The sequence below is a fragment of the Prochlorococcus marinus CUG1438 genome (assembly GCA_017644325.1).
GTDB classification, from domain to species: domain Bacteria; phylum Cyanobacteriota; class Cyanobacteriia; order PCC-6307; family Cyanobiaceae; genus Prochlorococcus_A; species Prochlorococcus_A marinus_AA.
The window spans coordinates 227108-253661 of the sequence record JAEPLS010000001.1; the positions used below are offsets into that span (position 1 = coordinate 227108).

General features: G+C 30.0%; 30 protein-coding genes. 16 read left to right on the plus strand and 14 right to left on the minus strand.

What is annotated here, in order from left to right; genetic code table 11:
* The first annotated feature begins 56 nt into the window (after positions 1-56).
* The 3 genes from nadC to JJ847_01370 are packed head-to-tail and all read left to right on the plus strand — an operon-like array spanning position 57 to position 3870.
* Positions 57-923 carry a carboxylating nicotinate-nucleotide diphosphorylase gene (gene nadC, locus JJ847_01360; GenBank protein MBO6959532.1) on the plus strand — a complete coding sequence of 289 codons (867 nt, stop codon included), beginning with the start codon at positions 57-59 and terminating at the stop codon, positions 921-923.
* A 23-nt stretch (positions 924-946) separates the two neighbouring features.
* Positions 947-2761, plus strand: coding sequence for an arginine--tRNA ligase (argS, locus tag JJ847_01365; GenBank protein MBO6959533.1), 1815 nt, complete (start codon positions 947-949; stop codon positions 2759-2761).
* Positions 2761-3870, plus strand: coding sequence for a histidinol-phosphate aminotransferase family protein (locus JJ847_01370; GenBank protein ID MBO6959534.1), 1110 nt, complete (start codon positions 2761-2763; stop codon positions 3868-3870). The genes argS and JJ847_01370 overlap by 1 nt, the downstream gene beginning before the upstream one ends.
* On the opposite strand, the gene JJ847_01375 is transcribed toward JJ847_01370, so the two are convergent.
* The 6 genes from JJ847_01375 to prfB all read right to left on the minus strand — a co-directional run bounded on the left by JJ847_01375 (position 3867) and on the right by prfB (position 7492).
* Positions 3867-4592, minus strand: coding sequence for an MBL fold metallo-hydrolase (locus tag JJ847_01375; protein ID MBO6959535.1), 726 nt, complete (start codon positions 4590-4592; stop codon positions 3867-3869). The genes JJ847_01370 and JJ847_01375 overlap by 4 nt on opposite strands.
* Before the next feature lie 20 nt (positions 4593-4612).
* Entirely contained in the window at positions 4613-5209 is a 597-nt protein-coding gene (locus tag JJ847_01380) for an aminodeoxychorismate/anthranilate synthase component II (protein ID MBO6959536.1), read from the minus strand.
* Positions 5210-5211: 2 nt separating this feature from the next.
* A complete protein-coding gene (locus JJ847_01385; GenBank protein ID MBO6959537.1) occupies positions 5212-5631 on the minus strand; it encodes a diacylglycerol kinase family protein in 420 nt (139 codons plus the stop codon).
* A gap of 6 nt (positions 5632-5637) precedes the next feature.
* Complete coding sequence (gene ybeY / locus JJ847_01390; protein ID MBO6959538.1) at positions 5638-6177, minus strand: rRNA maturation RNase YbeY; 540 nt, start codon at positions 6175-6177, stop codon at positions 5638-5640.
* A gap of 6 nt (positions 6178-6183) precedes the next feature.
* Entirely contained in the window at positions 6184-6366 is a 183-nt protein-coding gene (locus JJ847_01395; GenBank protein MBO6959539.1) for a DUF3285 domain-containing protein, read from the minus strand.
* 3 nt (positions 6367-6369) lie between these two features.
* A protein-coding gene (prfB, locus tag JJ847_01400) for a peptide chain release factor 2 (protein MBO6959540.1) occupies positions 6370-7492 on the minus strand; the annotation gives its coding sequence in 2 pieces (ribosomal slippage) (positions 6370-7416 and positions 7418-7492; 1122 coding nt in all).
* 76 nt (positions 7493-7568) lie between these two features.
* On the opposite strand from prfB, the gene grxC reads away from it, so the two are divergent.
* Together grxC and gshB are read left to right on the plus strand one after the other, a co-directional pair.
* Complete coding sequence (gene grxC, locus JJ847_01405) at positions 7569-7823, plus strand: glutaredoxin 3 (GenBank protein MBO6959541.1); 255 nt, start codon at positions 7569-7571, stop codon at positions 7821-7823.
* Between the two features lie 5 nt (positions 7824-7828).
* Positions 7829-8752, plus strand: coding sequence for a glutathione synthase (gene gshB / locus JJ847_01410; GenBank protein ID MBO6959542.1), 924 nt, complete (start codon positions 7829-7831; stop codon positions 8750-8752).
* On the opposite strand, the gene JJ847_01415 is transcribed toward gshB, so the two are convergent.
* Entirely contained in the window at positions 8745-10157 is a 1413-nt protein-coding gene (locus JJ847_01415) for a chorismate-binding protein (GenBank protein MBO6959543.1), read from the minus strand. The two genes, gshB and JJ847_01415, sit on opposite strands and share 8 nt — an antisense overlap.
* Before the next feature lie 101 nt (positions 10158-10258).
* Between JJ847_01415 and JJ847_01420 the strand changes: the two genes are divergently transcribed.
* From JJ847_01420 to JJ847_01430, 3 genes are read left to right on the plus strand one after another with little or no spacing between them, the layout of a single operon-like run.
* Positions 10259-11176 carry a 2-carboxy-1,4-naphthoquinone phytyltransferase gene (locus JJ847_01420; GenBank protein ID MBO6959544.1) on the plus strand — a complete coding sequence of 306 codons (918 nt, stop codon included), beginning with the start codon at positions 10259-10261 and terminating at the stop codon, positions 11174-11176.
* A complete protein-coding gene (locus JJ847_01425) occupies positions 11173-12138 on the plus strand; it encodes an o-succinylbenzoate synthase (GenBank protein MBO6959545.1) in 966 nt (321 codons plus the stop codon). The genes JJ847_01420 and JJ847_01425 overlap by 4 nt, the downstream gene beginning before the upstream one ends.
* Complete coding sequence (locus tag JJ847_01430; GenBank protein MBO6959546.1) at positions 12123-13337, plus strand: AMP-binding protein; 1215 nt, start codon at positions 12123-12125, stop codon at positions 13335-13337. The genes JJ847_01425 and JJ847_01430 overlap by 16 nt, the downstream gene beginning before the upstream one ends.
* Before the next feature lie 3 nt (positions 13338-13340).
* On the opposite strand, the gene JJ847_01435 is transcribed toward JJ847_01430, so the two are convergent.
* The gene (locus tag JJ847_01435) at positions 13341-13793 is read right to left on the minus strand and encodes an acyl-CoA thioesterase (protein ID MBO6959547.1); all 453 of its coding nucleotides are present in this window, start codon (positions 13791-13793) and stop codon (positions 13341-13343) included.
* Positions 13794-13802: 9 nt separating this feature from the next.
* Positions 13803-14990: an NAD(P)H-quinone oxidoreductase subunit H gene (locus JJ847_01440; protein ID MBO6959548.1), complete on the minus strand. Its 1188-nt coding sequence runs from the start codon at positions 14988-14990 to the stop codon at positions 13803-13805.
* 38 nt (positions 14991-15028) lie between these two features.
* On the opposite strand from JJ847_01440, the gene rsmH reads away from it, so the two are divergent.
* Positions 15029-15937 carry a 16S rRNA (cytosine(1402)-N(4))-methyltransferase RsmH gene (gene rsmH, locus JJ847_01445; GenBank protein ID MBO6959549.1) on the plus strand — a complete coding sequence of 303 codons (909 nt, stop codon included), beginning with the start codon at positions 15029-15031 and terminating at the stop codon, positions 15935-15937.
* A gap of 3 nt (positions 15938-15940) precedes the next feature.
* Here the strand turns inward: rsmH and JJ847_01450 are convergent, their stop codons facing one another.
* Positions 15941-17086 (minus strand): cysteine desulfurase, encoded by a 1146-nt coding sequence (locus JJ847_01450; GenBank protein MBO6959550.1) that lies wholly within the window; start codon positions 17084-17086, stop codon positions 15941-15943.
* Between the two features lie 59 nt (positions 17087-17145).
* On the opposite strand from JJ847_01450, the gene JJ847_01455 reads away from it, so the two are divergent.
* On the plus strand, positions 17146-17874 hold the full coding sequence (locus JJ847_01455) for a response regulator transcription factor (GenBank protein ID MBO6959551.1): 729 nt from the start codon (positions 17146-17148) through the stop codon (positions 17872-17874).
* A gap of 1 nt (position 17875) precedes the next feature.
* Here JJ847_01455 and JJ847_01460 read toward each other — a convergent pair whose 3' ends face one another.
* Positions 17876-18577 (minus strand): magnesium protoporphyrin IX methyltransferase, encoded by a 702-nt coding sequence (locus JJ847_01460; protein ID MBO6959552.1) that lies wholly within the window; start codon positions 18575-18577, stop codon positions 17876-17878.
* Positions 18578-18711: 134 nt separating this feature from the next.
* On the opposite strand from JJ847_01460, the gene purE reads away from it, so the two are divergent.
* On the plus strand, positions 18712-19203 hold the full coding sequence (gene purE / locus JJ847_01465) for a 5-(carboxyamino)imidazole ribonucleotide mutase (GenBank protein MBO6959553.1): 492 nt from the start codon (positions 18712-18714) through the stop codon (positions 19201-19203).
* Positions 19204-19218: 15 nt separating this feature from the next.
* On the opposite strand, the gene cysC is transcribed toward purE, so the two are convergent.
* A complete protein-coding gene (gene cysC, locus JJ847_01470) occupies positions 19219-19842 on the minus strand; it encodes an adenylyl-sulfate kinase (protein ID MBO6959554.1) in 624 nt (207 codons plus the stop codon).
* Between the two features lie 42 nt (positions 19843-19884).
* Positions 19885-20196, minus strand: coding sequence for a translation initiation factor SUI1 (locus tag JJ847_01475; GenBank protein MBO6959555.1), 312 nt, complete (start codon positions 20194-20196; stop codon positions 19885-19887).
* 48 nt (positions 20197-20244) lie between these two features.
* Between JJ847_01475 and trpB the strand changes: the two genes are divergently transcribed.
* Complete coding sequence (trpB, locus tag JJ847_01480) at positions 20245-21489, plus strand: tryptophan synthase subunit beta (GenBank protein MBO6959556.1); 1245 nt, start codon at positions 20245-20247, stop codon at positions 21487-21489.
* Here trpB and JJ847_01485 read toward each other — a convergent pair whose 3' ends face one another.
* Positions 21490-21840, minus strand: a complete 351-nt coding sequence (locus JJ847_01485) for a rhodanese (GenBank protein MBO6959557.1) — start codon at positions 21838-21840, stop codon at positions 21490-21492.
* A gap of 89 nt (positions 21841-21929) precedes the next feature.
* On the opposite strand from JJ847_01485, the gene JJ847_01490 reads away from it, so the two are divergent.
* The 4 genes from JJ847_01490 (at position 21930) to ndhI (ending at position 26550) form a co-directional block, all read left to right on the plus strand.
* Positions 21930-23390: a hypothetical protein gene (locus JJ847_01490; GenBank protein MBO6959558.1), complete on the plus strand. Its 1461-nt coding sequence runs from the start codon at positions 21930-21932 to the stop codon at positions 23388-23390.
* 124 nt (positions 23391-23514) lie between these two features.
* Positions 23515-24660 carry a citrate synthase gene (locus tag JJ847_01495; GenBank protein MBO6959559.1) on the plus strand — a complete coding sequence of 382 codons (1146 nt, stop codon included), beginning with the start codon at positions 23515-23517 and terminating at the stop codon, positions 24658-24660.
* Positions 24661-24736: 76 nt separating this feature from the next.
* Positions 24737-25855, plus strand: coding sequence for an NADH-quinone oxidoreductase subunit NuoH (nuoH, locus tag JJ847_01500; GenBank protein MBO6959560.1), 1119 nt, complete (start codon positions 24737-24739; stop codon positions 25853-25855).
* A gap of 68 nt (positions 25856-25923) precedes the next feature.
* Positions 25924-26550: an NAD(P)H-quinone oxidoreductase subunit I gene (gene ndhI, locus JJ847_01505; protein ID MBO6959561.1), complete on the plus strand. Its 627-nt coding sequence runs from the start codon at positions 25924-25926 to the stop codon at positions 26548-26550.
* Positions 26551-26554: the final 4 nt, after the last annotated feature.

Genomic DNA, 26554 nt, shown 5'->3' on the forward strand with positions numbered 1-26554 from the left:
ATTTATAGTTAATTTTCTAACTTCAGTTGAATTTTTATTAATTACTTTTTAGTTTAGTGGATCTGAATACTCCAATAATAAACAAGATCATTGATAATTGGATCGATGAAGATATAGGTAGGGGAGATCTAACAAGTTCCTCTATTACTCAGGAGAATGGTAGTGCATATTGGATTGCAAAAGAGGAGGGTATATTTTGTGGAGTTGAGATCATAAAAAAAATTTTTAAAAAGATTGATTTAAAAATCAGTCCAAAATTTAATATCTCTGATGGAGATAAATTTATTAAAGATCAAAAACTCTTAGAAATATGTGGACCTTCACAAAGTTTACTAGCTAGTGAAAGGATCAGCTTAAATGTAGCAATGCATTTATCTGGAATATCGACATATACAAAGAATCTTGTAGATAAGTTAGAAGGTACAAATATAAAATTAGCAGATACTAGAAAAACGACTCCTGGCTTAAGAATATTTGAAAAATATGCATTCAAATGCGGAGGTGGAGTTAATCATAGAATGGGATTATATGATGCGGCTATGATAAAAGAAAATCATATTGCGTGGACAGATAATCTTAAAAATGCAGTACAAAAAATTCGCCTAAATTCGCCTTTTACAACTCATATCATCATTGAAGCTGAGAATATCGAACAGGCAAAAGAAGCCGTATTAGCAGGAGCGGATAGTGTCTTATTAGATGAACTTAATCCTGAAACAATCAAAAAAAACGTTCAAGAATTAAGAGATTTATCAAAGAATTGCTTAAAAAAAGAAGCTAATAAAAATTTGATAATAGAAGTTTCTGGAATAAACCCTGAAGAAATTAGTAAATATCTAATAAAAGGTATTGATTTAATTTCAACAAGTTCTTCAATTACCAAAAGTGATTGGATTGATTTAAGTATGCGTTATATTAATTAATCATATATATAATTAAATAAATAATGCTAATCATTTTTAAAGAATTAATAAATAACTTTGAACAATCTCTTTTAGATAGTCTTAAAAAAAATGATAAAGAAAAAGAGTTCGAAATTCTTAGAAAAAATTTAATTACACAATCATCAAAAGAGGAATTTGGTGATTATCAATGTAATGTTTGTTTAAGTTTATCTAAAATATATAAAAAGAATCCAATAGATATTTCTAATGATTTTATTAAACTTTTAAATAACAATAAAAGCATATCAAAATTATGTAAGAGTCTAGAAATAGCTGGGCCTGGATTTATAAATATAAAATTAAAAGATGAAGTTCTCATAAATGAAATTAAATCAAATATTCTATGCCAAAGGGCTGGAGTACCTCAAATTAAAAAAGATTTAGATAGTGGCTTATCAAATAAAGTTATTATAGATTTCTCTAGTCCTAATATTGCTAAAGAAATGCATGTAGGGCATTTAAGATCAACAATAATAGGAGATGCAATATCCAGAATTTTCGAGTTAAGAGGTTATCAAGTATTAAGACTAAATCATGTTGGAGATTGGGGAACACAATTTGGAATGCTTATTACTCAGCTCAAAGATTTATATTCAAATGATTTAGAAGAGATAGGTAAAATCAAGATAAGTGATTTAGTTGAATTTTATAAAGAATCAAAAAAAAGATTTGATAATGAATCTGAATTCCAAAAAAGATCTAGGGAGGAAGTAGTTAAATTACAAAGTGGAGATATTAAATCGATTAAAGCTTGGAAATTATTATGCGACCAATCTAGAAAAGAATTTGATGAAATATATAAAAATTTAAGAATAAAAATAGTAGAAAGAGGTGAATCTTTTTATAATCCCTTCTTAAAATCAGTTATTGATGATTTGAATTTAAAAAAAATATTAGTAGAAGATCAAGGGGCAAAATGTGTATTTTTAGATGGTATGACTAATAAAGAAGGCAAACCTTTACCGCTAATTATTCAAAAAAAAGATGGAGGTTTTAATTATGCCACTACAGATCTTGCTGCTATAAGATACAGATTCAATAAACCTCCTATTGGGGATAATGCTTCGAGAATTATTTATGTAACTGATCATGGACAAGCTAATCATTTTGCTGGAGTTTTTCAAGTTGCAAAAAAAGCAAAATGGATCCCAGATAATTGTCAAGTAGACCATGTCCCTTTTGGTTTAGTTCAAGGAATTGATGGCAAAAAATTAAAGACAAGGGAAGGTGAAACAATACGTTTGAAAGATTTATTAAAAGAAGCAGTTAGAAGAGCAAAAGAAGATTTATTGAAAAGATTAGAAGATGAAAATCGTCATGAGACAGAAGATTTTATTGCAAATACTTCAAGAATAATTGGATTAGGAGCTGTTAAGTATGCAGATTTAAGCCAAAATAGGATTAGTAATTATCAATTTAGTTTTGATAAAATGCTTTCCCTTAATGGAAATACGGCTCCTTATTTGTTATATACACTTGTAAGAATTGCAGGAATCAAAAGAAAAAATGATTTTGTTTATGACTCTAAAGATTTTCAATATATGAATTATGAACATAAGTCTGAGTGGAAACTTATCAGAAAATTAATTAAGTTCGATGAAGTCATAATATCTATTGAAAAAGACTTAATGCCAAATAGATTATGTAATTATCTGTTTGAGCTATGTCAGACTTTTAATAGATTCTATGATCAAGCTCCAATACTCAAAGAAGAAAAATATATAAAAATTTCTAGACTTAATTTATGTGATCTAACTGCAAAAATACTAAAATTAAGCTTAGAGCTTCTAGGAATTGAAACATTAGAAAGAATGTAATGAATGATTTTGATCAATTAAATAATCTTTTCCCAAAACCAAGAGAAGAAATAATAAATATGCAGTCTTACTCTGCACCTTTAGAAAATAGAAGAAATTTACTCCGCTTAGACTTTAATGAAAACACTTTAGGTCCTAGTCCTAATGTTTTCGAGGCATTACAAGCAATAAAATTAGACGAGATTTCAATTTATCCGGAATATAATTTATTAAAAAATTTTTTATGTGATAAATATCTTGATTCAAGAAAATTTGATAAAGATGAAATAGGAATTTTCAATGGAGCAGACGCTGCAATAAATTCAATTTTCAATTGCTTTGGAGAAAAAGATCAAATATTTCTAACAACAAATCCAACTTTTGGTTACTATTCTCCTTGTTCAGAAATCCGAGGAATGAAGAAAATAACTTGTTCTTACATTGGAGAAAATTTTATATTCCCCATCGAAGAATTTAGTGAAAAAATAATCAAGTATAATCCAAAGTTAATATTTATTTGTAATCCTAATAATCCAACAGGAACAGTTTTAAGTGCTCAAGAGATAATTAACTTAGCAAATATCAAAAAAGATTCATTGATAATAGTTGATGAACTATATGAAAAATTTAATGGGGATAGTCTTCTTGAGTCGATAGATTTTGAAAAGAATAACAATATACTAATAATCCAATCTCTCTCAAAAACAGCTGGTTTAGCTGGTTTAAGAATAGGTTTTACTTTTGGAAATAAAAATTTAATCAACTACATTAACAAAGTTACAGGACCATATGATGTAAACAGCTTTGCTGTAACTGCAGCATTGGCAGCACTTAAAGACAAATCATATATTGATAATTATGTTTTAGAAGTAAAAAAAGCAAGGAAATGGATTTTAAATAAATTTAAATCAACAAAAATCAGAACTCACTTTAGTGGTGGGAATTATTTCTTAATTTGGCCAAATAAAGATCCTAAAATTTTAATACAACAGATGAGAGAAAAAGGTATTCTTATAAGAAGTATGGAGAACAAAAAAGATATAGGAAAGTCAATCAGGATTAGTATTGGAACCAAAAAACAAATGATTTTTTTCTGGGACAATTACAAGGTTTTAGATTTAATAAATTAATTACCAAAAATATAAATTGTATTTTGATCGATTCTTTTAGATTTTATTCGAAAATATTTTCCAACATATTTAACTTTAAAATCTTTCATATTTTCGATAAATAAATCAGCATTTGAGAAATCACATTCTTTGTTAATTTTTTTTCCACGAGCAAAGTTAACGGGAATAACTACATTAGGTTTTAGAAGCTTAACGATTCTTGAAGCCTCTAGCCCATCGTAAGATTTTACTCCTCCTCCAATTGAAATAAATAAGATATCTGGACGAGACAAAATAATTTGACCATTAATATCAATTTCACCAGCAGCGCCTCCCATATGAACAATTTTAAGATCATTCTGCTCCCAACTCCAAACAGTTGCCATCCCAAATCTTCTTCCATTGACTCTGTCATGTGGGACGGAAATTCCATTTAATAAAATATCCTCATATTGATAGATTCCTGGATCAACAAACATTAATTGATTATTAGGGTTATATCCTTCATCAGAAAGCCTAGAACTAGCCAAAATAAAATCTACATTGACTTCTTTTGGCTCCTTTAAATTGCTTGCACAACCTATTGCTTTAAAGGGATTTATAAGAATCGATTGTTCCTTACTATTAATTAAAAAACTACTATGTCCCAGACTTTTTATTAATAAATTCCTCGCAAATAATTGGGTAGGTAAAAAAGAGCTAAATAATATAAAAAAGAAAATGTTTTTAATTTGAGAAATCATAATATTAATTTTCTTGTATTTTACTTTTGTTCAGCCATTTTTAGAAAATTACTAATTAATTTATGACCAAATTGTGTCAATACACTTTCGGGATGAAACTGTACCCCATGTAAATGTTTATATTCTTTATGAGAAATAGCCATAATAGTTGAGTCTTCTAAAGTCGCAGTTATATCGAAACAAGTTGGTAATGAACTTGAATCAACTATAAGACTATGATATCTAGTCGCCACAAATGGAGTCTCGATATCTTTAAACAAACCTTTTTGATTATGAAATATTTTGGATGTCTTACCATGCATAAGTTCTTTCCCAACTATAACCTTACCTCCAAAAGCTTGGGCCAAAGCTTGATGCCCTAAACAAACTCCTAATATCGGAATATTTTTCGATAATTTTTTTAGTATTGGCAGACAAATTCCAGATTGATCTGGATTACCAGGACCTGGAGATAATAAGATGCCACTTGGATTTAGTTTGATAATTTCATCTATAGTAATTTCATCATTTCTTTTAACTATTAATTCTCTAGTTATTTCATGCTCAACAGAAAGTTCTCCTAAATATTGAACAAGATTATATGTAAAACTATCGTAATTATCAATAACAAGAAACATATTTATATAGATTCAAATAACAACTTAATTTTAGGAACAAAAATATATACAGCAATAATAACAGAATTAATGGAAGCTAATAACACTGCTCCTGCAGAAGTATCTTTTGAAATTTTAGCCAAACTACTAAATTCTTTTTTTACTACTAAATCAACTATTGATTCAATAGATGTATTTAATATTTCTAATATTAAAACAGACATAATTGTGGCAATCAAAATTACATAATTACTTTGACTAATTTGCAGTAAAAAACCAATCATTAAACTTGTAACTGCAAAAATTAATTGAATTTTAAAATTTCTTGAAGTTTTTAATACGTAACTAATTCCACTAAAAGCATACTTAAAACTTTTTAATACATTACTAGAAGTTTTATATGATTCTATTCTATTTTTTAGAGATTTTATTTTTTTGTCCATAGATTTTTAATCTAATTTTTTAATTAAATATTCCTGAAAATTTAACATATTTTCTAAATCAAGATCATTATTGTGTTCCCATCCCAAAAGATGTAAAAATCCATGACTAGCCAACCAGAGCATTTCTTTATAGATTGAATGTTTATATTGATAAGATTGCTCAAGGGCGATCTCTAATGATATAAATATATCTCCCAACTCTATATGATCTAGATTATTTAGAGAATCATCAGAAATTATTGGAAAAGATAGAACATCAGTTGGTCCATTTTTTTGCATCCACTTCTGGTTCATAAAAGCAATTTCTCGATTAGATATGATCTGTAAGCCTAATGAAAAAGATTTTTTTTCAAAAATGAAATTTGGCAATTTATGATCTTCCTCTTTTAATATTATTTTTATCCAAGATAAAAAAACTTTCTCCCAAAAATTAGATTCAAAGATAAGATTATTTTTAGAATCTTTTAACTTATTTGAAAATTGAGAAAATTCATTACATTTAAAAACCAAATCTAAATTTATTTCAGAAATAATTTTTTCTGTCATACATTCTTATACAGGAATATTAGGCTTACCTATTGTGGCTACAAGTATTAATATCCCAATTAAAACTAGAAAGGTTATTGAAAAATGAGAAATACTTTTTGAACCCTTCCTTACCATATTTCGCATGGCAAGCTTTATAAAGCTTGGAGGAGCAACTTGTTTTTCTATATTTTCGTTTTTATTTTTCATTAGTTATTCAATAGATTCGTTAGAAGAAATATTCATGCGTAATAATTCATGAATAAATGGTTCAAGTCCACCATCTAAAACACTATCTAAGTCGTTAGTCTCCTGCATAGTTCTGAGATCTTTTACCATTTGATAGGGATGGAAAACATAATTTCTGATTTGATTGCCCCATGCAGCTTCCACAATATCACCTTTAATATCAGCGACTTCTGCAGCTCGTTGTTCTTTAGCAATCACTAGTAGTTTAGACTTAAGAAGTAACATAGCTTTTTCTTTATTTTGTAATTGAGATCTTTCTTGTGTACATCTTACTGAAATCCCTGAAGGCAAATGAACAATTCTCACCGCTGTTTCTACTTTATTAACATTTTGTCCTCCAGCTCCACCGGATCTACTTGTTGTAATTTCTAAATCTTTTTCAGGTATATCAAGTGAAATATTGTCATCTAATTTTGGCATGACCTCGACCCCAGCAAAGCTGGTTTGTCTTTTACCATTAGCATTGAAAGGAGAAATTCTTACTAATCTATGAGTTCCTTTTTCATGTTGTAAATATCCGTACGCATATTTTCCATTAATTTCAAAAGTTACACTTTTGATACCTGCTTCTTCTCCTTGAGATAATTCATTGATAATTAAACTCATTTGATTATTATCGGCCCATCTTGAATACATTCTCAATAAGATTTCTACCCAATCCTGAGCATCTGTTCCACCAGCACCTGCGTTAATAGAAACTACTGCTCCTTCCTTATCGTATTCGCCACATAACAATCTTTCAAATTCCCATTTATCTAAATTCTCTCTTAATTTCTTTAAGCCCTGATTGGATTCCAGAATCATTTCCTCTTCTGGTTCTAAAGAATAAAGCTCAAGAGAGGCATTAGCATCAGAAATAAAAGTTTTCCATTTATCCAACAATTCAAGTTGTGCCTTAACATCATCAAGAATTAACATTTGTTTTTTCGCTTCTTCTTGATTCTCCCAAAATTCAGGCTGAGAAGAAATTTGCTCTAACTCTCTCCTTTTCGCTTTTAATCTTGGAACGTCAAAGACAATCCTGGGCATTACCCAGGCGCTCTGTTAGTTCCGAAAGATCTTTTTTGAAATCTGTAATATCTATCAAAATAGAATTTAATCGTTATTTATAATCTAACAAGCACTTTAGTTTAATAGTATAAACTAAGTATTATTTTAAAAAAATGTCCAAAGTTGAAATTTATACTTGGCAATATTGCCCATTCTGCATTCGAGCAAAAACACTACTCAAGAAAAAAAATATAAATTTTACAGAATATAAAATAGATGGCGACGAAGATGCCAGAGCATTGATGATTGAAAGAGCTGATGGTAGAAGAACATTACCACAAATATTTATAGAAAATGAGGGTATCGGAGGCTGCGATGATCTCTACACATTAGAAAATGAAAATAAATTAGACGCATTATTAAACTAGATCTTATGAAATTTCTATTCGTTATAGATCCAATAAAAAATATAAATCCCTTAAAAGATTCAACTGCTGCTTTAATGCAAGCATCATCAAAAAAAAATATTGAAATCTGGAGTTGTACACCTCAGGACCTTGAAGCTAGAGGTGATGAAGTATGGGCATCTTCCTTAAAAGTTGAAGTAAATCCGTGGATTTCTTTCAAAGATAATGATTGCATACCTCTCGCCGAATTTAATTGCATTTGGATGAGAAAAGATCCTCCTGTAAATGAGGCTTATTTATATGCAACCCATCTTTTAGAAGTTGCCGAAAGAAAAGGAGTAAAAGTAATCAACAAACCCTCATCGTTAAGAGCATGGAATGAAAAGCTAGGTGCTTTGAGATACAGCCACTTAATGGCACCTACAATAGTAGCGAGTAAGGTAAAAGATCTTATTAATTTTGCGAATATAAATAATGAAGTAGTCATAAAACCTCTTGGGGGGAAAGGTGGTCAAGGTGTTATAAGGATAAATAAAAATTCTCCAGGCATTAAATCAATCATTGAATTAATCACTTCTCAAGAAGAATTACCCGTTATGATGCAAAAATTTATTCCTGAAGTCATAGAGGGTGATAAAAGAATAATTATCGTAAACGGTGAAGCAATTGGATCAATAAATAGGATTCCCCAAGGAGGAGATTTTAGGAGTAATTTAGCAATGGGAGGAAAGGCTGAACCAACATTATTAACAGAAAAAGAAAAAAGTATCTGCTCAGAATTATCTCAACACTTCAAAGATGAAGGTTTATTTTTTGTAGGTATTGATGTAATTAATGGAATGCTTAGCGAGATTAATGTAACCAGTCCAACAGGTTTAAGAGAAATAGAAAATTTATCCAATAAGAATGTTTCAGAGGAAGTTATTGAAAAATTAGTGGGAATTATCTAGGATTTTTAGCGAAAAATATTTGTTTTACTATAGATTCAAATTTTAATTTAATCTCATCTATTTCTTTCTCTAAAACGGAGCCTGAAACTATACCTGAACCGGCAGTAAATTCAATATTTTCTTCAATATACCTAGCTCCTCTTATTGCCAAAAGAAATGAAGCATTTCCTGATGAATCAACCCAACCCATTGGAGAAGCATAATTCCCTCTAGGAAAAGACTCAAGAGTGTTTATCCAATCCAATGCTGCATTTTTGGGGTAACCACAAACAGCTGGAGATGGATGTAAATTTTTAAGCAATTCAAAAGGACATATATTTTCAACTTTAGAGAAAATTAGTGTTTGCAAATGAGAAATATCTCCAAATGAATTTACCTTAATATCACTTTTTTTAAAGTTTTTTATTTTTGAAACTTCTAAACATTTAATCAAATATTGTGTTACGTATTTATGTTCCTTTAAGTCTTTGGTACTTTTTAGGAGTTCCACAAAATTTAAATTAGTAGAGATAGTTCCAGCAAGAGCCTCCAAAGTTAAATTAGGTTTATTAAAGGAAAATAATTTTTCTGGAGACGCTCCAAACAAAATATCCTTACTATTTCTTTTCCAAACGTATCTGCATGTATTTGGATGATTCTTTTTTAATCTTTTTAAAATTTCTACTAAATCTAATTTATTTTTAAATTTTATGTTAATCCTATTCGCTAAAACTATCTTTTCGAGAATACCTTTTTCTACTAATTGAATTCCTCTATTTACAACTTTTTTCAAACTTGTATTAGAAGTTTCCAAGGAGTGCAAGAAATCATCAATAAAAGGTAAATCAAAACTAGTTTGTAAGACAGATGATTTAATTGATTCTGAGCCAGAATTAATAACTTGATTTCTAATTGTCCATATTTCTTCAATTAATGTTCTTAATGATGATTTACCTTCAACATGACCATTGATTCTTAACCAGCAATTATTCTTACTTTTAATAATTAATATTTTTGGTAAGATAGCTTCCAAACTAGGGACATCAGAAGATAAGTTCTTATTATTAAATTTTTCAGAAAAAGAAAATAAATAAATTATTTTTGAAAGTGCAGAATTATGTGATTCATTAGTTAAGTTAATTAAATTTTTAAAATTCTCAGAATTAAACTCTTTTGCCACCTCAAATCTTTTTGGACCATCCAAAGTAACATATTTACATTTCTCAAAAGCAATATACGAAATACCATTAGATTCCTCCCAAAATGAAGAAAATGGATATTTATTTATAAACAATTCATATACTTGTAATAAATCAATACAAGGAATCTCAATACAAATACTTACTAATCCAGAATTTTCCACTTTCTTATCGAAAGAGGAAAATACATCTTTTAAAAAATCTGTTAAATTTAAATCATTTTTCATTACTTATTGAAAATAACTAAAAATCATGCAATAAAGTAAAAAATGTAACTCAATTTATAAACTACATTTAATAATGATCGAATTTTGTGAGTTAAATAAAAATGGACGAATATAAAAAAAAATTATGGAAACAAGCGATAAAATGGCCTCTTTATTCTGTTGCCATTCTTCCGGTTTTAATAACGGGGGCTTATATACTCAATCAACATGAAAAGGTAAAAATTTATAATTTGATTGCATTTACTTTAGCTGCAATTTTTATATTACTTTGGGAAAACCTAACTAATGATTTATTCGATGCAGAAACAGGAATCGATGAATTTAAATTCCATTCTATTGTAAATCTTGTAAAAAATAAAAAAATTGTTTCATTTATTGCTTATACATCATTAGTTATTGGTTTATTAATAATTTCAATTATTTCAGTATCAACAAGTATAAACATTTTGATTTTGGTGGCATCTTGCTGCTTTTTAGGATATTTATATCAAGGACCTCCTTTTAGATTTGGCTATCAAGGTTTAGGAGAACCATTATGCTGGCTTGCATTTGGACCTTTTGCCTACTCTGCAGTCTTAATTGCGTTAAATCCTTCTAATATTTACTTACAAGATATTCCCTGGAAAGTTTCTTTATTACTTGGTTCAGGACCTTCATTAGCAACAACTCTTGTATTATTTTGTTCTCATTTTCATCAAATTTCTGAAGATAAAAAGCACGGGAAAAATTCACCTTTAGTTCGCCTAGGAGCAAAAAAAGGTTCTCAATGTGTGCCTTGGATAATTTTTACAATATATATTTTTCAACTTTTAACTATAGTTACTGGATTTATTCCAGTATTTTGCATCCTTTATTTGATTAGTTTTCCTCAAGCAATAAGACTTATAAAGTTATTAAAATCTTCGTATAAAAAACCTAATGAAATAAAAAATTCCAAATTCGTCGCAATTAAATTTCAAACTCTTAATGGAGTTGGCTTAATCACAGGATTAATATTTAATTACTTACTTAATAAATGAACTTAATATTTAAAAAAAAATCTTATAGCTATAAGTTATCCACAAAAGTAGAAAATTCTAAAACCACTCATCTTACAAAACTGGGTTGGATAATTAAATTAACAAGTAAGGATAAAAAAATTGGATTTGGAGAAGTTTCACCTCTTCTAGAAGAAGACTTAAAAAAATGTTCAAAACAACTAAATATGATCCCTGAGAATTTAGAAGTATTTAATTTATCTGAGCAAATAAATATTTTTCATCCATGCATTCAATCTGCAATAAATTCTGCATTAGCTGAGATAAATGGAAAAATAATTTTTAAAGAAAATTATCCCTTTGATGAAATTGATAAAACAGCCATACTTTTAAATTCTGAAAATATAATTTCAGAGCTTAATGAAATTAAAAAAAGACAATCTAATATTGGAAAATCAGTAACCATAAAATGGAAAGTAGCATTAAGAGATAACCATGAGGAAGAAGCAAATTTAGAAGAAATTTTAAGCCAAATAGGCAATAATATTAAGTTAAGAATAGATGCTAATGGTTCTTGGGGGAGAAAGATAGCTAATAGATGGGCTGATATTTTGAAAGATAACAAAAATATAGATTGGTTAGAACAACCTCTCTGTGTTGATGATATTGAAGGTATGAAAGAACTCAACAAAAAAATCCCAATAGCCTTAGACGAATCACTTTTAAAATTTCCAACTTTGATTGATCAGTGGAAGGGTTGGCAAATTCGAAGACCTTCTCAAGAAGATAATCCAGTTAAGCTTTTAAGAGAATTAGAAAATAAAAAAGGTTTAATTTCTATAAGTACCTCATTTGAAACTGGAATAGGGAAAAGATGGCTTTATCATTTATCGTCTTTACAATTAAAAGGACCAACTCCAAAAGTGCCTGGTTTAGCAATGAATAAATTCCCTAATTCGTTTCTATTTTTAAATGAAGCAAAAAAGATATGGGATCAATTATGAAAAATAAAATTCATACTATTGAAGTAGAAAATAATGAAACTCAATCTATAGAGAAAATTATTAAAAAAATTAGAGAGAATAGAATTATTTATGTAAAAAACAAATTTTATAAAAACGAAGATATATTAGATTCAATTAATGCTAATGGACCAGCAATTATCTTAAACAGCAGTGGGAGTTCTGGAAAACCGAGAAAATGTTTTCACAATTTAGATAATCTTAAATTATCTGCAGCTTCATCAGGTCAATGGCTTATAGAGCAAGGATTTGAATTGCAAAACTGCTTAATTTTAAACACTTTACCTCTGAACCATATAAGTGGATTAATGCCAGTTTTTAGAAGTCAAACTTGGGGATGTGATTGCATTAATATTTCTCCGAATTTAATAAAAAAAACCAGAGAACTTTTACTTTTCACAATTAAATTTAAAAAAAACAAAAAACACTTAATTACATCATTAGTACCTACACAATTAAAAAGACTTTTAGCTCAAAAAGATGGTATTAATTGGCTAAAAATTTTTGATCTAATTTGGGTAGGTGGAGCTTCAATTTCAGGCGAAACTGCAGAGCAATGTATAGAAGAAAAAATAAAATTAGCACCCTGTTACGGCTCAACTGAAACAGCCGCAATGGTTACGAGTTTAAAACCAAAAGAATTCTTAATGGGTTTTAAAAATGTTGGAGAAATACTACCTGATACAAAAATAAGAATTAACGCACAAGGATTAATCGAGATTAAATCAGCCAGAATTGGAATCGAAATAATAGACTCTTCAAAAACTAAAAATTTCAAAAATAAAAATGGGTGGTGGTGCACCGGTGATTTAGGTGAAATTAATCAAATCAATAATTCTTTATATTTAAACTTTCTTGGAAGAAGTGATAACGCTTTTAATTCAGGAGGAGAAATCGTTTTTCCAAAAGTAATTGAATCTCGATTAAATGATTTCATTATGAAAGAAAATATCCCAATTAATAAATTCAATATTTCAAAAGTATCCGACAAATTATGGGGAAATAAAATTAAAATAATTGTTGAATATAAAGAACATACAAATAATAAAAATATTGAGAATTCATTAAATTTATTAAAAAAATTTTCTCAAAGTTGGCCTAAACATGAAAAACCTGAAAAGTGGATTATTAAAAACAAAAATACCAGTACAGAAAAAATAAACTATAAATTTAAAAAATAATAATTAGCATTCTTTTAAATTTGTACTTACATTTGAAGCCTCTATCCATTTTTCTAACTGATCGGGAAGTTCTATTTTATTTCTTGAATCAACATCTAAAGAGCAATGTATAATTTTTCCCTCTGCTACTTTATTTCCATTTTTTATAAAAAAGCTATTTACTTGGAACAAATGGGTATTAATTTTATGAGGGGCAATTTTTACTTTTAAAGAATCCCCAATTGTTATAGGTGCAAAGAAGTTTGCTTCGCAATTTACTATTGGAAAAATAATTTGGCTTTTACGTATAGTGAAGTCTGGAAAAATATCTTGATAAGGAATTCCATAAATTTCAATACTTTCCTCCCAAGCTTCGTGCGACCATTTTAATAAGTTATGAAAATGAATTACACCTGCAGAATCACAATCACCAAATCTTACCTTCTTCTGCAATATTAACCAATCAGCAGGTTTCATTTAAATAAATTATCTATCAACAGATCCCATAATGACATCTATTGAGCCGAGGATTGCCATAATGTCTGCGATTTTGGCACCTTTGAGAATATGAGGCAATATTTGTAGATTGTTTAAATCAGCTGCTCTGATTTTAAATCTCCATGGAGTAACTTCATTGTTTCCTTGAATAAATACACCTATTTCTCCTTTGCCGGACTCTAATCTTGTATACAATTCTCCGTTGGGAATTTTAAAAGTTGGAGCAACTTTCTTAGCTACATATTGATAGTCAATACCAAATATTTCACTTTTCTTATCTTCAGTCGCCATTCTTTGGGCTTCTAAATTTTCTGTTGGACCTCCTGGAATCATCTTACATGCTTGGCGAATGATGCTTAGTGATTGTCTCATCTCTTCAACTCTTACTCGATATCTCGCATAACAATCTCCTTCTTTTTCTGAAGCAATCTGCCAATCGAAATCGTCATAACATTCATAACTATCGACTTTCCTTAAATCCCAGGAAACTCCAGACGCTCTAAGCATTGGTCCAGATAAAGACCAATTAATTGCTTGGTCTCTTTGTATTGTTCCGAGACCTTCAATTCTTTTTCTAAAAATTGGGTTATTTGTGATTAATTTTTCATATTCATCTATTTTAGGACCAAACCAATCACAAAAATCTATACATTTTTCTAACCACCCATATGGAAGATCACATGCGACACCACCTATCCTAAAGAAATTATTATTTATTAGCCTTTGTCCAGTAGCAGCTTCCCAAAGATCATAAATCATTTCTCTTTCTCTAAAAATATAGAAAAATGGAGTTTGAGCTCCTACGTCTGCTAAAAAGGGACCAAGCCATAAAAGATGGTTAGCAATACGATTAAGTTCCAACATTAGAACTCTAATGTAACTTGCTCTTTTAGGAACCGGAATATTAGCTAATCTTTCAGGAGCATTTACTACAATAGCTTCATAAAACATCCCTGCTGCATAATCCATTCTGCTTACATAAGGGACATACATTACATTTGTCCTATTTTCAGCTATCTTTTCCATTCCTCTATGTAAATATCCAATTACCGGCTCACAATCAATGACATTCTCGCCATCAAGAGTTACAACTAACCTTAAAACCCCATGCATTGAGGGATGATGAGGGCCAAAATTGACCACCATTGGTTCTGTTCTAGTCTCTAGCTGAGCCATTGAAAATTTAACTTCTAAATAAATCTTAGTCGAAAGTTATGCAAACTGACCTATCTGATTCATCTTTTTTCAATCATAAATCAGTTATGACAGATGAGATTATGGCCTCATTAGAGCATTATCCATTAATACATAACAAACAACTTAAAGGAATAGACGCAACTTTAGGCGGAGGAGGGCACTCTTATCATTTATTGAGAAAATATTCGGATTTAAATATAATTGGACTTGATCAAGATCCATTCGCGAGAAAATCAGCATCAAAAAAACTTGATGAATTTAAAAATAGAATTGATATAAAAGCTTCAAATTTTGCGGATTTTGTACCAAAAGAAAAAGTTTCTTTTGTGATTGCAGATCTTGGAGTAAATAGTAACCAAATTGATGACCCTAAAAGAGGATTTAGTTTCCAAAAAGATGGTCCACTTGATATGCGCATGAATCCTCTTCTTGAGGTTGATGCAGAGCAATTAATTGAGGCTTTAAATGAAAAAGATCTAGCTAATCTGATTTATAAATATGGAGATGAGAGATTATCAAGAAAGATTGCTAGAAAAATAAAAATGGATTTAAAGGAAAATGGGAAATATTCTGGGACAAAAGAGTTAGCGTATTCTATTGCAGGCTGCTTCCCACCAAAACAAAGATATAAAAAAATACACCCAGCAACAAGAACATTTCAAGCACTAAGAATTGCTGTTAATAAAGAAATTGAAGTTTTAGAAAAATTTTTGCAAATTGTTCCTGATTGGCTATTGCCAGGTGGAATTATCTCTATTATTAGTTTTCATTCTGTGGAAGATAGGTTAGTTAAACGTTTTTTTAAGAATGATCAAAGACTAAAAAACCTGACAAAAAAACCAATTACTCCTTCCGAACAAGAAGTCGAACTAAATAGAAGAGCTAGAAGTGGAAAATTAAGAGTTGCTCAATTAAGAATCCAATAAATTCTAACGTAATGATTTGATCGTATTTGTAATAATATGGATTGCTTCTTTTATCTCTTTTGAATTAGTGCTTAATCCAATACTTAACCTTATTGAAGATTCTGCTTCTTTAAAAGATCTACCTAAGGCTAGTAAAACATGAGATGGCACACCATTACTGCATGCGGATCCACTAGAACAAATTATTTTGGATTTTAAAGCTTTATGAAGCTTTGCTCCGTTTAAATCCAAAACAGTCAAATTTAAATTGTGAGGCAATCTTTTTTTTATGGAGCCATTAATTAATAAACCAGAATTATTTTCTAACAAACCCTCCAAAAGAATATTTCTATAAAAAAGTAATTTCTCAGCATTATTTTTTTGATTAAAAACTGCTATCTCTATTGCTTTAGCAAAGCCAACTACTAAAGGAAGAGGCAATGTTCCAGACCTGAGACCATATTCCTGACCTCCTCCAACAATTAAAGGCTCAAGATTAATTTCTTCATCAATCAAAAGAAGTCCTATACCTTTAGGACCATAGATTTTGTGAGAACTCATCGTTATCATATTTACATCTGATAAAAGATTGTCTAACTCGATATAACCTAAACATTGTGCAAAATCAGAGTGAAAAGTTATTCCTCTCGATTTACATATCTTTGAAATATTTTCTACAGGCTGAATAACTCCTATTTCATTATTTGCCAACATAACACTCACCAGAAATGTATCTTCTCTTATATTTTTTTTGAATTGTTCTTCTGAAATTAAGCCATCTTTCTCAGGAATAATTTCTGTAACCATAAATCCCTCTTTTTTTAGTTGATTTAGGGGCTCCAAAACAGCTTTATGCTCCGTTTTTAAGGTAATAATATGTCCATAATTTCCTGTTTTTTTATAGAAATTTCTAGCAAAACCTAATAAGGCTAAGTTATTAGATTCAGTTGCCCCGCTTGTAAAAATAACTTTTTTATTCTTAAGAAATAAATTTTGTTCTATTTTTTCTCTTGAGGCTTCCAATATAGCGCTCGCGTTAATCCCCGCCAAATTAGATTTGCTTGCAGGGTTAGAAAATATCTCACTCCAAAAAGGTTTCATAGAATCAACAACATCTTTAGAGCAAGGAGTCGAAGATTGATAGTCTAGTAGAATGGGAGTTGATAGCATATTGTTTAGTATATAAAATTCTGTTTATTACTAGAAAATCAAATTTAAGAATTGAAAAAATGAATGAAATTAATCAAATAAATAATGAACCGGTAAGAAAATCAAGAATTTTATTAGTTGATGATGAGCCTGGTTTAAGAACAGCTGTTAAAACATTTCTAGAAGATGAAGGCTTTGAAATATTTATTGCAGTTGATGGCGAGGATGGTTGGGAAAAAGCTCAAACAATTTTCCCCGATTTGATAATTAGCGATGTTATGATGCCCAGAGCCAGCGGTTATGATTTACTAGAAAAAATTAGAGAGGATGAAAAATTAGGAGGAACTCCAGTTATTTTTCTAACTGCAAAAGGAATGACCCTAGACAGAACAGAAGGTTATCTTGCAGGAGTTGATGATTATATTTCCAAACCTTTCGATCCCGATGAATTAGCTGCAAGAGTTAAAAATGTAATCAACAGACAAGAACGACTATTAAAAGAAGCGGCAAGATTCGCAGATATTGACGTAAGCAAAATGGCAAAACAAATTACTGAAATAAAATCTATGCTCACAGACCAAAACCAGACTGATCCAGAAAATAAAAAAATTCTTCCTAGTTTTACTCCTAGAGAAGCAAGTGTACTTCAACTAGTAGCAGAGGGACTGATGAACAAGGAAATTGCTAGAAAGCTTGAAACATCTATTAGAAATGTTGAGAAATATGTAAGTAGACTTTTTATCAAGACAGGTACATCAAGCCGAACAGAATTAGTTCGTTATGCACTTGAAAATCATTTAGTAAAGTAAATTATTTAATTTTTTCGAATTCAATTAGTTTTGAAAAATAAAAAGGAGCTTGATTTAATTTCTTTTTAACAACGTTAAATCCTCTTTCTTTAGCAGCATTAATAATACCCTTTTCTTTCAATGTATATGCCCTTGTAGTTTTACTTGGCCCAGGAAATAATTTTCCAATATTTTTTAGAACAGCAAGAGCTGGAGTATAAGGAGCAAAGCTAACGATCAGTTTTTCTTTGCTTAAATCGCATAGATGCTGAACCATCTCTTCTGCGACCGGTTGAGGATAATGAATAAATACATCCAAACAAACTACAACATCAAATAATCCTTTTAATTTTTCCAGATCACAGACTTCATATTTAACTTTACCTTGACTCAAACCTAATTCATGAATGCGTTTTTTTGTTTCTTTTATCATTTCAGAAGAAATATCGCTCACCTGAAGTTCTTTTATACCGAGTCTTAATAAAGGTATGGAAAGACTTCCTACACCACAACCTGCATCACAATAACTTTTTTTTGTTAGTTCAGGATAATTTTTGATGTATGAGACTACATCATCTACAGTTTTTTGATGTCCTTTCCTAATATTTTTCTGAACTGTATTGATTTCATCAGATTTGCTATAAATTTTATTCCATCTTTCAAAGCCAGTGCCATTAAAATACTCCCTTACTTCACTTTTCTCGGTAATCTTATTTGACGTCATAATATTCTATGAAAATTTATTCTTTTTATACTAACTAACTGGCGTCAAATTAATTGCACGCCATTATAGGAAAGAATTGATTTGTTATTTTGTCAGAATTAAATTCTAAAGATATTTATAAAATTGCTGTCGTAATGGGTAGTGATTCAGACCTAAAAACATTGAAACCAGCCATTGATATTTTAAGTGAATTTGGAATAAAAACTGAAGTTTGTATACTTTCTGCTCATCGAACACCTATTGAAATGATGGAATATGCAAAAAATGCAGAATCAGAAAACATAAAAGTAATAATTGCCGGTGCTGGGGGTGCTGCTCATCTTCCAGGAATGCTGGCATCCATAACTTGCATTCCTGTAATTGGCGTACCAGTAGAGAGTAAGACACTTAAAGGGATTGACTCTCTTTTATCAATAGTTCAAATGCCCGCTGGAATTCCAGTTGCAACAGTTGCGATTAATGGAGGTCAGAATGCTGGATTATTGGCAATAGAGATGATCAGTTTATTTGATGAATCCATAAAGAAAAATTTGAAAGAATTCAGAGAAAATCTACATACACAGGTAAGAACTAAAAATAGTAAGTTATCAAATATTGGACCTGATAATTATCTTCAAAGTAAATGAACTAATATTTTTCTATTAGGTCTTGTTAAGAAAGTTTTCTTTTTTAAGGTAGTTAATAATTTTTTCAACGGAATCATTTAAATCTAACGCACCTGTATCAACAACAATTTCGGGATTAAGAGGAGCTTCATATGGACTAGAAATCCCTGTGAATTCCTTAATTTCTCCCAAACGAGCTTTCTTATAAAGACCCTTAGTATCTCTATTTTCGCAAACTGTGATATCAGCAGCACAATAAACTTCAATAAAATCCTTAGATCCAATAATTTTTCTCACCTTATCTCTATCGCTTATAAATGGCGAAACGAATGCTGTAATAGTTATTATCCCAGCATTCATAAATAAATTCGCAACTTCGCCAATTCTTCTTATATTTTCTTCTCTATCTTCATCCGAAAACCCAAGATCTTTACATAAACCGTGTCTAATATTATCCCCATCCAACACATAAGTCGAAAAACCATCTAAGTGTAAAACTTCATTTAAAGCGTTGGCCAAAGTACTTTTGCCAGAACCAGATAAACCTGTAAACCAGATAACCATACCTTTATGACCTCTCATTTTCTCTAACTTTTCTCTATCAATAGTTAAGTTGTGCCACTTTATATTGGTTGACTTTGTTTGATTTTGTTCTTTCATTTTTTACTTCATCAAAATTAAAAACCTATCCTAACCCTTGCTTCATAAATTATGAAATCCCTCTTTACGAAGAAACTCAATTGATTTCGAAACCATATCACCCTGTAACTGGATATTTCTATCAATTAATGTTCCTCCAGTCCCACAAAAAACTTTAATTTTTTTTAGTAATTCTTTTAATAAGATTTCATCCTCAGTGCTTAAACCTTTAATTAAAGTTATAGTTTTGCCCTTTTTACCTTTTTTTTGTTTTGAAATATTTATTTTTGATGTTTTTTTAAAAGTATCTACCTTAGCTGTTTCTTCAGATTTCTTTTCTTGATTATCAAATTCGATCCAATTCTTTTTTCCCATTATTTTAAATATAATCTATAGTTAGTTAATACTTATTCTATAGAAAAAGTGGTAAGTACATTTTCTCGCAAAGATCAAAACTATAAAAATGAAGATTTAAATCAACCCTCCAAAGATGGAAGATTTGGAAAATATGGTGGTCAATATGTTCCTGAAACACTAATGCCCGCACTTTTTGAGCTTGAAGACGCTGCATCTAATGCATGGAAAGATAAACTTTTTGTAGAAGAATTAAATCATCTACTGAAGACTTATGTAGGCAGAGAAACACCACTTTATGAAGCTAAAAGACTTACTGAACATTACAAAAATAAAAAAGCAACTCCTAGAATATGGCTTAAAAGGGAAGATTTAAATCATACTGGGGCTCACAAAATTAATAATGCGCTTGGACAAGCATTATTGGCAATAAGAATGGGCAAAAAAAGAATAATTGCAGAAACTGGAGCAGGTCAGCATGGAGTTGCTACTGCTACTGTTTGTGCGAGATTTGGCTTGAAATGTATTATCTACATGGGTGCAGAAGACATAAAAAGGCAATCCCTTAACGTTTTCAGAATGAAACTTTTAGGAGCTGAAGTTAAAGTTGTAAATTCTGGAACTGCAACACTTAAAGATGCTACTAGTGAGGCCATTAGAGATTGGGTTTCTAATGTCGAAACTACACACTACATTTTAGGATCTGTTGCAGGCCCACACCCTTTCCCAAAGATTGTGCGAGATTTTCATGCAGTTATAGGTGAAGAAACTAAAAAACAATGTTTGGAATCATTTGGATCTTTGCCCGATATTTTGCTTGCTTGTGTAGGTGGGGGATCAAATGCAATGGGGCTTTTCCATCCTTTTGTTAAAGAAACTTCTGTGCGACTTATTGGAGTTGAAGCCGCAGGAAGCGGAGTTGATACTGACAAACATGCTGCCACTATCACTAAAGGGTCAGTTGGAATTTTGCATGGATCAATGAGTCTTCTCTTGCAAGATGATAATGGTCAAGTACAAGAAGCTCACTCAATAAGTGCAGGTTTAGATTACCCTGGGGTAGGACCTGAACATAGCCATTTAAAAGATATAGGTAGAGCAGAATATGGATCAGTCACAGATCAAGAAGCTTTAGACGCTTTAAAACTGGTTAGTGAACTAGAAGGAATTATACCTGCACTTGAAACTTCCCATGCCTTTGCTTGGTTAAATAAATTATGCCCTACTCTTGAAAAAGATACTCATATAGTTATCAATTGCTCTGGTAGAGGTGACAAAGATGTTAATACTGTTGCATCTTCATTAGATATTTAATCAATACCTTGGGATTGATGGGTCAATATATCTACTCCATCCATCAATACCCTCCTCCAAATTCCATATTTCGCTCACAATATTATTATCCAAGCACCATTGAGAGAAGTTATAACTTCTTATTCCTGCATGACAGGTAACTACAATTTCTCTATCTAATAAACCAGCAAATATTTCTTCAACATATTCCGATGTGACTTTACTAATTGGTATATGTAGAAATTCTTTTGAGAAACGAGCTATTTCAAGCTCTGACTGTTCTCTTACATCAATCAAAACTGGATCTTCTTTCTCAGAATTAAACCAATCATTGAGACTAGAAGCATTTATAGATTTTGGATAACTTCCCAATTTGTAGGATAAATTATGTGTTATTTACAATTTAATAAATTAAGTTGCAGTAGGAATTTTATTGTTAAAAATAAAAATAAACATTGATAATGAAACTTAGAGTAGTAGCAATAATACTATTAATTTCTTTATTACTTTTTTTTGGTTTTAATAAAGTTTCTGCAAAAAAAAATAAGGAGCAAAGTACAAATATTGCGCAACTAAATATCTTAAGATATATACCTGAAAACAATAAATTATTATTTATTTCAAATTTAGATAGTTTTCATATTATTAATAATAATGAAAAAGATAAAAATTCAACAAACCAAGATGACTGTGTTTTAATAAAAGACTCTATATTAGATTACCTTGGTATAGATCTAGGCAATAATAAATTTGAAGATATCTATAACAATGAACTTATAATTTCATTTTTTGAAAATAGTAAAAAGCTTAAAGATGATATTTTGATTATTTTTAAAATTAAGCCAGAAAAAACAATAGACGATTTATTAAATTTGCCTAATAAAATTGATCAAATTGATGAGATAATTTCAATTAATAGAGAAAACAAAATAAATTTCCTTAACTATATATACCGAACCCACGATAATTATATAATTGCTTCATCAGATAAAAGATTGATCAAAAATAGTATTAACTCTAGTAATAATTTTAAAGATAAAAAATTTCAATATGAGGGAGAACTTTTTGGACTCAAAAATCAAAAAAATATATTATTTACAAAACAATTTGGGGAAAGTATATTTTTTGATAAAGAAATTTTTACTAATAAAAATGAGGATATTGTAGCTACTACGTTTGATTTAAAAAATAAACATTTAATTTTAAAATCATATTTACTAAATAATAAAAAAAATATTGATATTCTTTCTTATGATAAGTTTACAAATAAAGAAAATACGCATAAAGTTAACCCTCAAATTTCAATTTTTACTGAAATTAAGAATTTTGAAAAATATCTAAAACCTTTTATAAATAATTTTGAACAAAGTTTTTTTGAAGATTTTAACCAAAATACAAATCAAAATATCTTTATTATCAATTCAAAAAAAGATTGGCTTTTGACATTTGAAAAAAATACTGAAAATCAACTTGATTTAAGTGCTTTAAAAAAACTAAAAGATTTCAACAAATATACTTTAAAACAAAATGAAGATATTTACTCAATATACTCCAAAGATATTCTTGAAGAAAAAAACGATGCAATACAACAATTAACTTTTGAAAATATCTATTCAATAGAATCAGAAGGTTTGCAGTTCATAAGTAATTTTTTAATAGATAGTGAAAAGCTAGAAACAATCTCAAAAAAATTTTTTAATCTAAAAAGTTATAAAGATAAATCTACTTTTCTTTTTGCCAAAGTTGATATCAAAGATGAAAATTCCAATAAAATCAAATATTTACCTGATTTGGAAGATCTTAATTTTCTCATTAGAAATATTTTAAAAATATCAAATGAAGAATATCTTGAAATCATAAGTCAATCTATTCCAGAAAAAAATCCAATTCTTTATACAGAAACAAGTTTTAAAATACCTTAATCAAGTTATTCAAATAAGCTTCAAAGACAATCATTTGAAATTTTTGTGAAGTTAATAACTTGTGGTTAATTAAAAATTATTTGACTATCTTTAATCTATAAGTATTTGATATTGAATTAAGCAATTGGATAATAAAAAACTAATTTTAAAACCAGGATTAGAGGGTGTACCAGTTACTAATTCATCTATCTGTGATATTGACGGCAATAAAGGTAAATTATTGTATAGAGGCTATTCCATAGAAGAACTATCCAAAAAAAGCAGTTTTTTAGAAACTGCTTATCTATTGATTTGGGGTGAATTGCCAACAGCTATTCAATTGAGAGATTTTGAACAAGAAGTTCAGATGCATAGAAGGTTAAGTTTTAGAGTCAGAGATATGATGAAATGTTTCCCTGCAACTGGTCATCCTATGGATGCTCTTCAATCTAGTGCGGCTTCTTTGGGGCTATTCTATTCACGAAGAGCAATAGATGATCCTAATTACATCTACAACGCTGTGATAAGACTAATAGCAAAAATACCCACAATGATTGCGGCTTTTCAACTTATTAGAAAAGGACAAGACCCAATTCAACCTAGAGATGATTTAACTTACTCATCAAATTTTCTTTACATGCTGACTGAAAAAGAACAAGATCCTATAGCTGCAAAAGTTTTTGATAGGTGCTTAATTCTACATGCTGAACATAGTTTAAATGCAAGTACATTTAGCGCAAGAGTTACTGCAAGTACTCTTACAGACCCATATGCTGTCATCGCCTCTGCAGTAGGAACCCTGGCTGGCCCACTGCATGGAGGAGCAAATGAGGATGTGATTGCAATGTTAGAAGAGATTAAAACCCCAGAAAATGCTGGTTCTTTTTTAGATAATGCAATAAAAAATAAAAGTAAGATAATGGGCTTTGGCCACAGAGAATATAAAGTTAAAGACCCAAGAGCAATAATTCTTCAAAAACTGGCAGAAGAACTTTTTATTAGATTTGGAGTAGATGAAATGTATGAAGTTGCTAAATCACTTGAGGCAGAGGCAATACCGAGACTTGGACCTAAGGGTATATTCCCTAACGTAGATTTTTATTCTGGTCTTGTTTATAGAAAACTTGGTATTCCTCGTGATTTATTTACTCCAATTTTTGCTATATCTAGAGTGGCTGGTTGGTTAGCTCATTGGAGAGAGCAACTTGGAGCAAATAGAATTTTCAGACCATCGCAAATCTATACTGGTTCAGAACCAAGAGAATGGATTAGCTTAGAAAATAGAGAATAATATTTGCAGCTTTTCAAAAAAACACACACATATTGTTTGTTAGGAGTTAATCTGTAAAGTAAATAACATAAAAATTTTGGAATACGGATTAGATCTCGAATATAGTTTTAATGAATTTTTAAAAGGATTTGGGATTTCTAGTGAAATTGCTCACATAATTTGGCTTCCTCTACCCATGCTTTTGGTTTTAATAGCGGCAGTTGTTGGCGTTTTAGTAACAGTTTGGCTTGAAAGGAAAATATCAGCTGCCGCTCAACAAAGAATAGGTCCTGAATATGCAGGAGCGCTAGGGGTCCTTCAACCAATTGCAGATGGTCTTAAGTTACTTGTCAAAGAAGATATTATTCCTGCTAAAGCAGATGGAATCCTCTTTACTGCAGGGCCTATACTAGTTCTTGTCCCAGTTATTCTTTCATGGCTAATTGTTCCTTTTGGACAAAACCTTTTAATTAGTAATGTTGGTATTGGAATTTTTCTATGGATCGCTCTAAGCAGTATCCAGCCAATTGGACTTCTAATGAGTGGATATGCATCAAATAATAAATATTCATTATTAGGAGGATTAAGAGCAGCTGCTCAATCAATAAGTTACGAAATACCTTTAGCTTTATCTGTACTGGCTGTAGTACTAATGACCAATTCTCTAAGTACTATTGATATTGTGAACCAACAAAGTGGTGCTGGAATATTAAGTTGGAATATTTGGAGACAACCAGTTGGTTTTATAATTTTTTGGATTTGTGCTCTTGCAGAATGTGAAAGACTTCCATTTGACTTACCTGAAGCTGAAGAAGAATTAGTTGCAGGATATCAGACTGAATATGCAGGAATGAAATTCGCATTGTTCTACCTTGGTAGTTACATTAATTTAATCCTTTCAGCTCTATTAGTATCAATACTTTATTTGGGAGGATGGGGTTTTCCTATTCCAGTTGAATTAATAGCGAAGTTTCTAAATCTGCCCATTAATGCACCCTTCATACAAGTTTTTACTGCATCAATAGGAATTGTAATGACTGTGTTGAAAGCATATCTTTTAGTTTTCATTGCAATATTATTACGTTGGACAACCCCTAGAGTAAGAATAGATCAACTATTAGATCTAGGATGGAAGTTTCTTCTTCCAATTTCTCTTGCTAATCTTTTGATAACTGCAGGATTAAAACTTGCTTTTCCACAATTCTTTGGTGGTTAAACTTAAGTAAAAATACTTAAATTTTAAATTAATCCACTAAGATAAAATAATTAAGTAAATTCTTCAAAATGAAAAATTTCCTTCAGCAAATCAATAGCTATATTAAAGAAGCATTTAATGCTGGTAAATATTTATATAATGGCTTATCAGTAACTTTTGATCATCTTCGAAGAAGACCTGTTACTGTCCAATATCCATATGAAAAATTAATACCTTCTGAAAGGTATAGAGGAAGAATACATTATGAATTCGACAAATGTATTGCATGTGAAGTTTGTGTGAGAGTATGCCCGATTAATCTTCCAGTAGTTGATTGGGTAATGAACAAAGAAACCAAAAAAAAGGAACTTAGAAATTATTCTATCGACTTTGGAGTTTGTATATTTTGCGGAAATTGTGTTGAATATTGTCCAACTAATTGTCTATCAATGACCGAAGAATATGAATTAGCTACTTTTGACAGGCACAATCTAAATTTTGATAACGTTGCACTTGGTAGATTACCTACAAACGTTACAACAGATCCTTCAGTGAAACCTCTAAGAGAACTTGCCTATCTTCCTAAAGGAGTAATGGACCCTCACGAAATTCCAGCTTCTGACACTAGAGTTGGTAAATTACCTGATGAAGTCTATGATTGGATGAGACCTGAATCCAATGAAAATAAAGATAAAATTTCTAATCCAATCAACTGAACTC

Excerpts from the sequence above, each read along its gene's own strand:
- argS (MBO6959533.1), top strand. The coding sequence starts at position 947 with ATGCTAATCATTTTTAAAGAATTAATAAATAACTTTGAACAATCTCTT.
- JJ847_01370 (MBO6959534.1), top strand. The coding sequence starts at position 2,761 with ATGAATGATTTTGATCAATTAAATAATCTTTTCCCAAAACCAAGAGAA.
- JJ847_01375 (MBO6959535.1), bottom strand. The coding sequence starts at position 4,592 with ATGATTTCTCAAATTAAAAACATTTTCTTTTTTATATTATTTAGCTCT.
- JJ847_01380 (MBO6959536.1), bottom strand. The coding sequence starts at position 5,209 with ATGTTTCTTGTTATTGATAATTACGATAGTTTTACATATAATCTTGTT.
- JJ847_01385 (MBO6959537.1), bottom strand. The coding sequence starts at position 5,631 with ATGGACAAAAAAATAAAATCTCTAAAAAATAGAATAGAATCATATAAA.
- ybeY (MBO6959538.1), bottom strand. The coding sequence starts at position 6,177 with ATGACAGAAAAAATTATTTCTGAAATAAATTTAGATTTGGTTTTTAAA.
- JJ847_01395 (MBO6959539.1), bottom strand. The coding sequence starts at position 6,366 with ATGAAAAATAAAAACGAAAATATAGAAAAACAAGTTGCTCCTCCAAGC.
- grxC (MBO6959541.1), top strand. The coding sequence starts at position 7,569 with ATGTCCAAAGTTGAAATTTATACTTGGCAATATTGCCCATTCTGCATT.
- gshB (MBO6959542.1), top strand. The coding sequence starts at position 7,829 with ATGAAATTTCTATTCGTTATAGATCCAATAAAAAATATAAATCCCTTA.
- JJ847_01415 (MBO6959543.1), bottom strand. The coding sequence starts at position 10,157 with ATGAAAAATGATTTAAATTTAACAGATTTTTTAAAAGATGTATTTTCC.
- JJ847_01420 (MBO6959544.1), top strand. The coding sequence starts at position 10,259 with ATGGACGAATATAAAAAAAAATTATGGAAACAAGCGATAAAATGGCCT.
- JJ847_01425 (MBO6959545.1), top strand. The coding sequence starts at position 11,173 with ATGAACTTAATATTTAAAAAAAAATCTTATAGCTATAAGTTATCCACA.
- JJ847_01430 (MBO6959546.1), top strand. The coding sequence starts at position 12,123 with ATGGGATCAATTATGAAAAATAAAATTCATACTATTGAAGTAGAAAAT.
- JJ847_01435 (MBO6959547.1), bottom strand. The coding sequence starts at position 13,793 with ATGAAACCTGCTGATTGGTTAATATTGCAGAAGAAGGTAAGATTTGGT.
- JJ847_01440 (MBO6959548.1), bottom strand. The coding sequence starts at position 14,990 with ATGGCTCAGCTAGAGACTAGAACAGAACCAATGGTGGTCAATTTTGGC.
- rsmH (MBO6959549.1), top strand. The coding sequence starts at position 15,029 with ATGCAAACTGACCTATCTGATTCATCTTTTTTCAATCATAAATCAGTT.
- JJ847_01450 (MBO6959550.1), bottom strand. The coding sequence starts at position 17,086 with ATGCTATCAACTCCCATTCTACTAGACTATCAATCTTCGACTCCTTGC.
- JJ847_01455 (MBO6959551.1), top strand. The coding sequence starts at position 17,146 with ATGAATGAAATTAATCAAATAAATAATGAACCGGTAAGAAAATCAAGA.
- JJ847_01460 (MBO6959552.1), bottom strand. The coding sequence starts at position 18,577 with ATGACGTCAAATAAGATTACCGAGAAAAGTGAAGTAAGGGAGTATTTT.
- purE (MBO6959553.1), top strand. The coding sequence starts at position 18,712 with ATGGGTAGTGATTCAGACCTAAAAACATTGAAACCAGCCATTGATATT.
- cysC (MBO6959554.1), bottom strand. The coding sequence starts at position 19,842 with ATGAAAGAACAAAATCAAACAAAGTCAACCAATATAAAGTGGCACAAC.
- JJ847_01475 (MBO6959555.1), bottom strand. The coding sequence starts at position 20,196 with ATGGGAAAAAAGAATTGGATCGAATTTGATAATCAAGAAAAGAAATCT.
- JJ847_01490 (MBO6959558.1), top strand. The coding sequence starts at position 21,930 with ATGAAACTTAGAGTAGTAGCAATAATACTATTAATTTCTTTATTACTT.
- ndhI (MBO6959561.1), top strand. The coding sequence starts at position 25,924 with ATGAAAAATTTCCTTCAGCAAATCAATAGCTATATTAAAGAAGCATTT.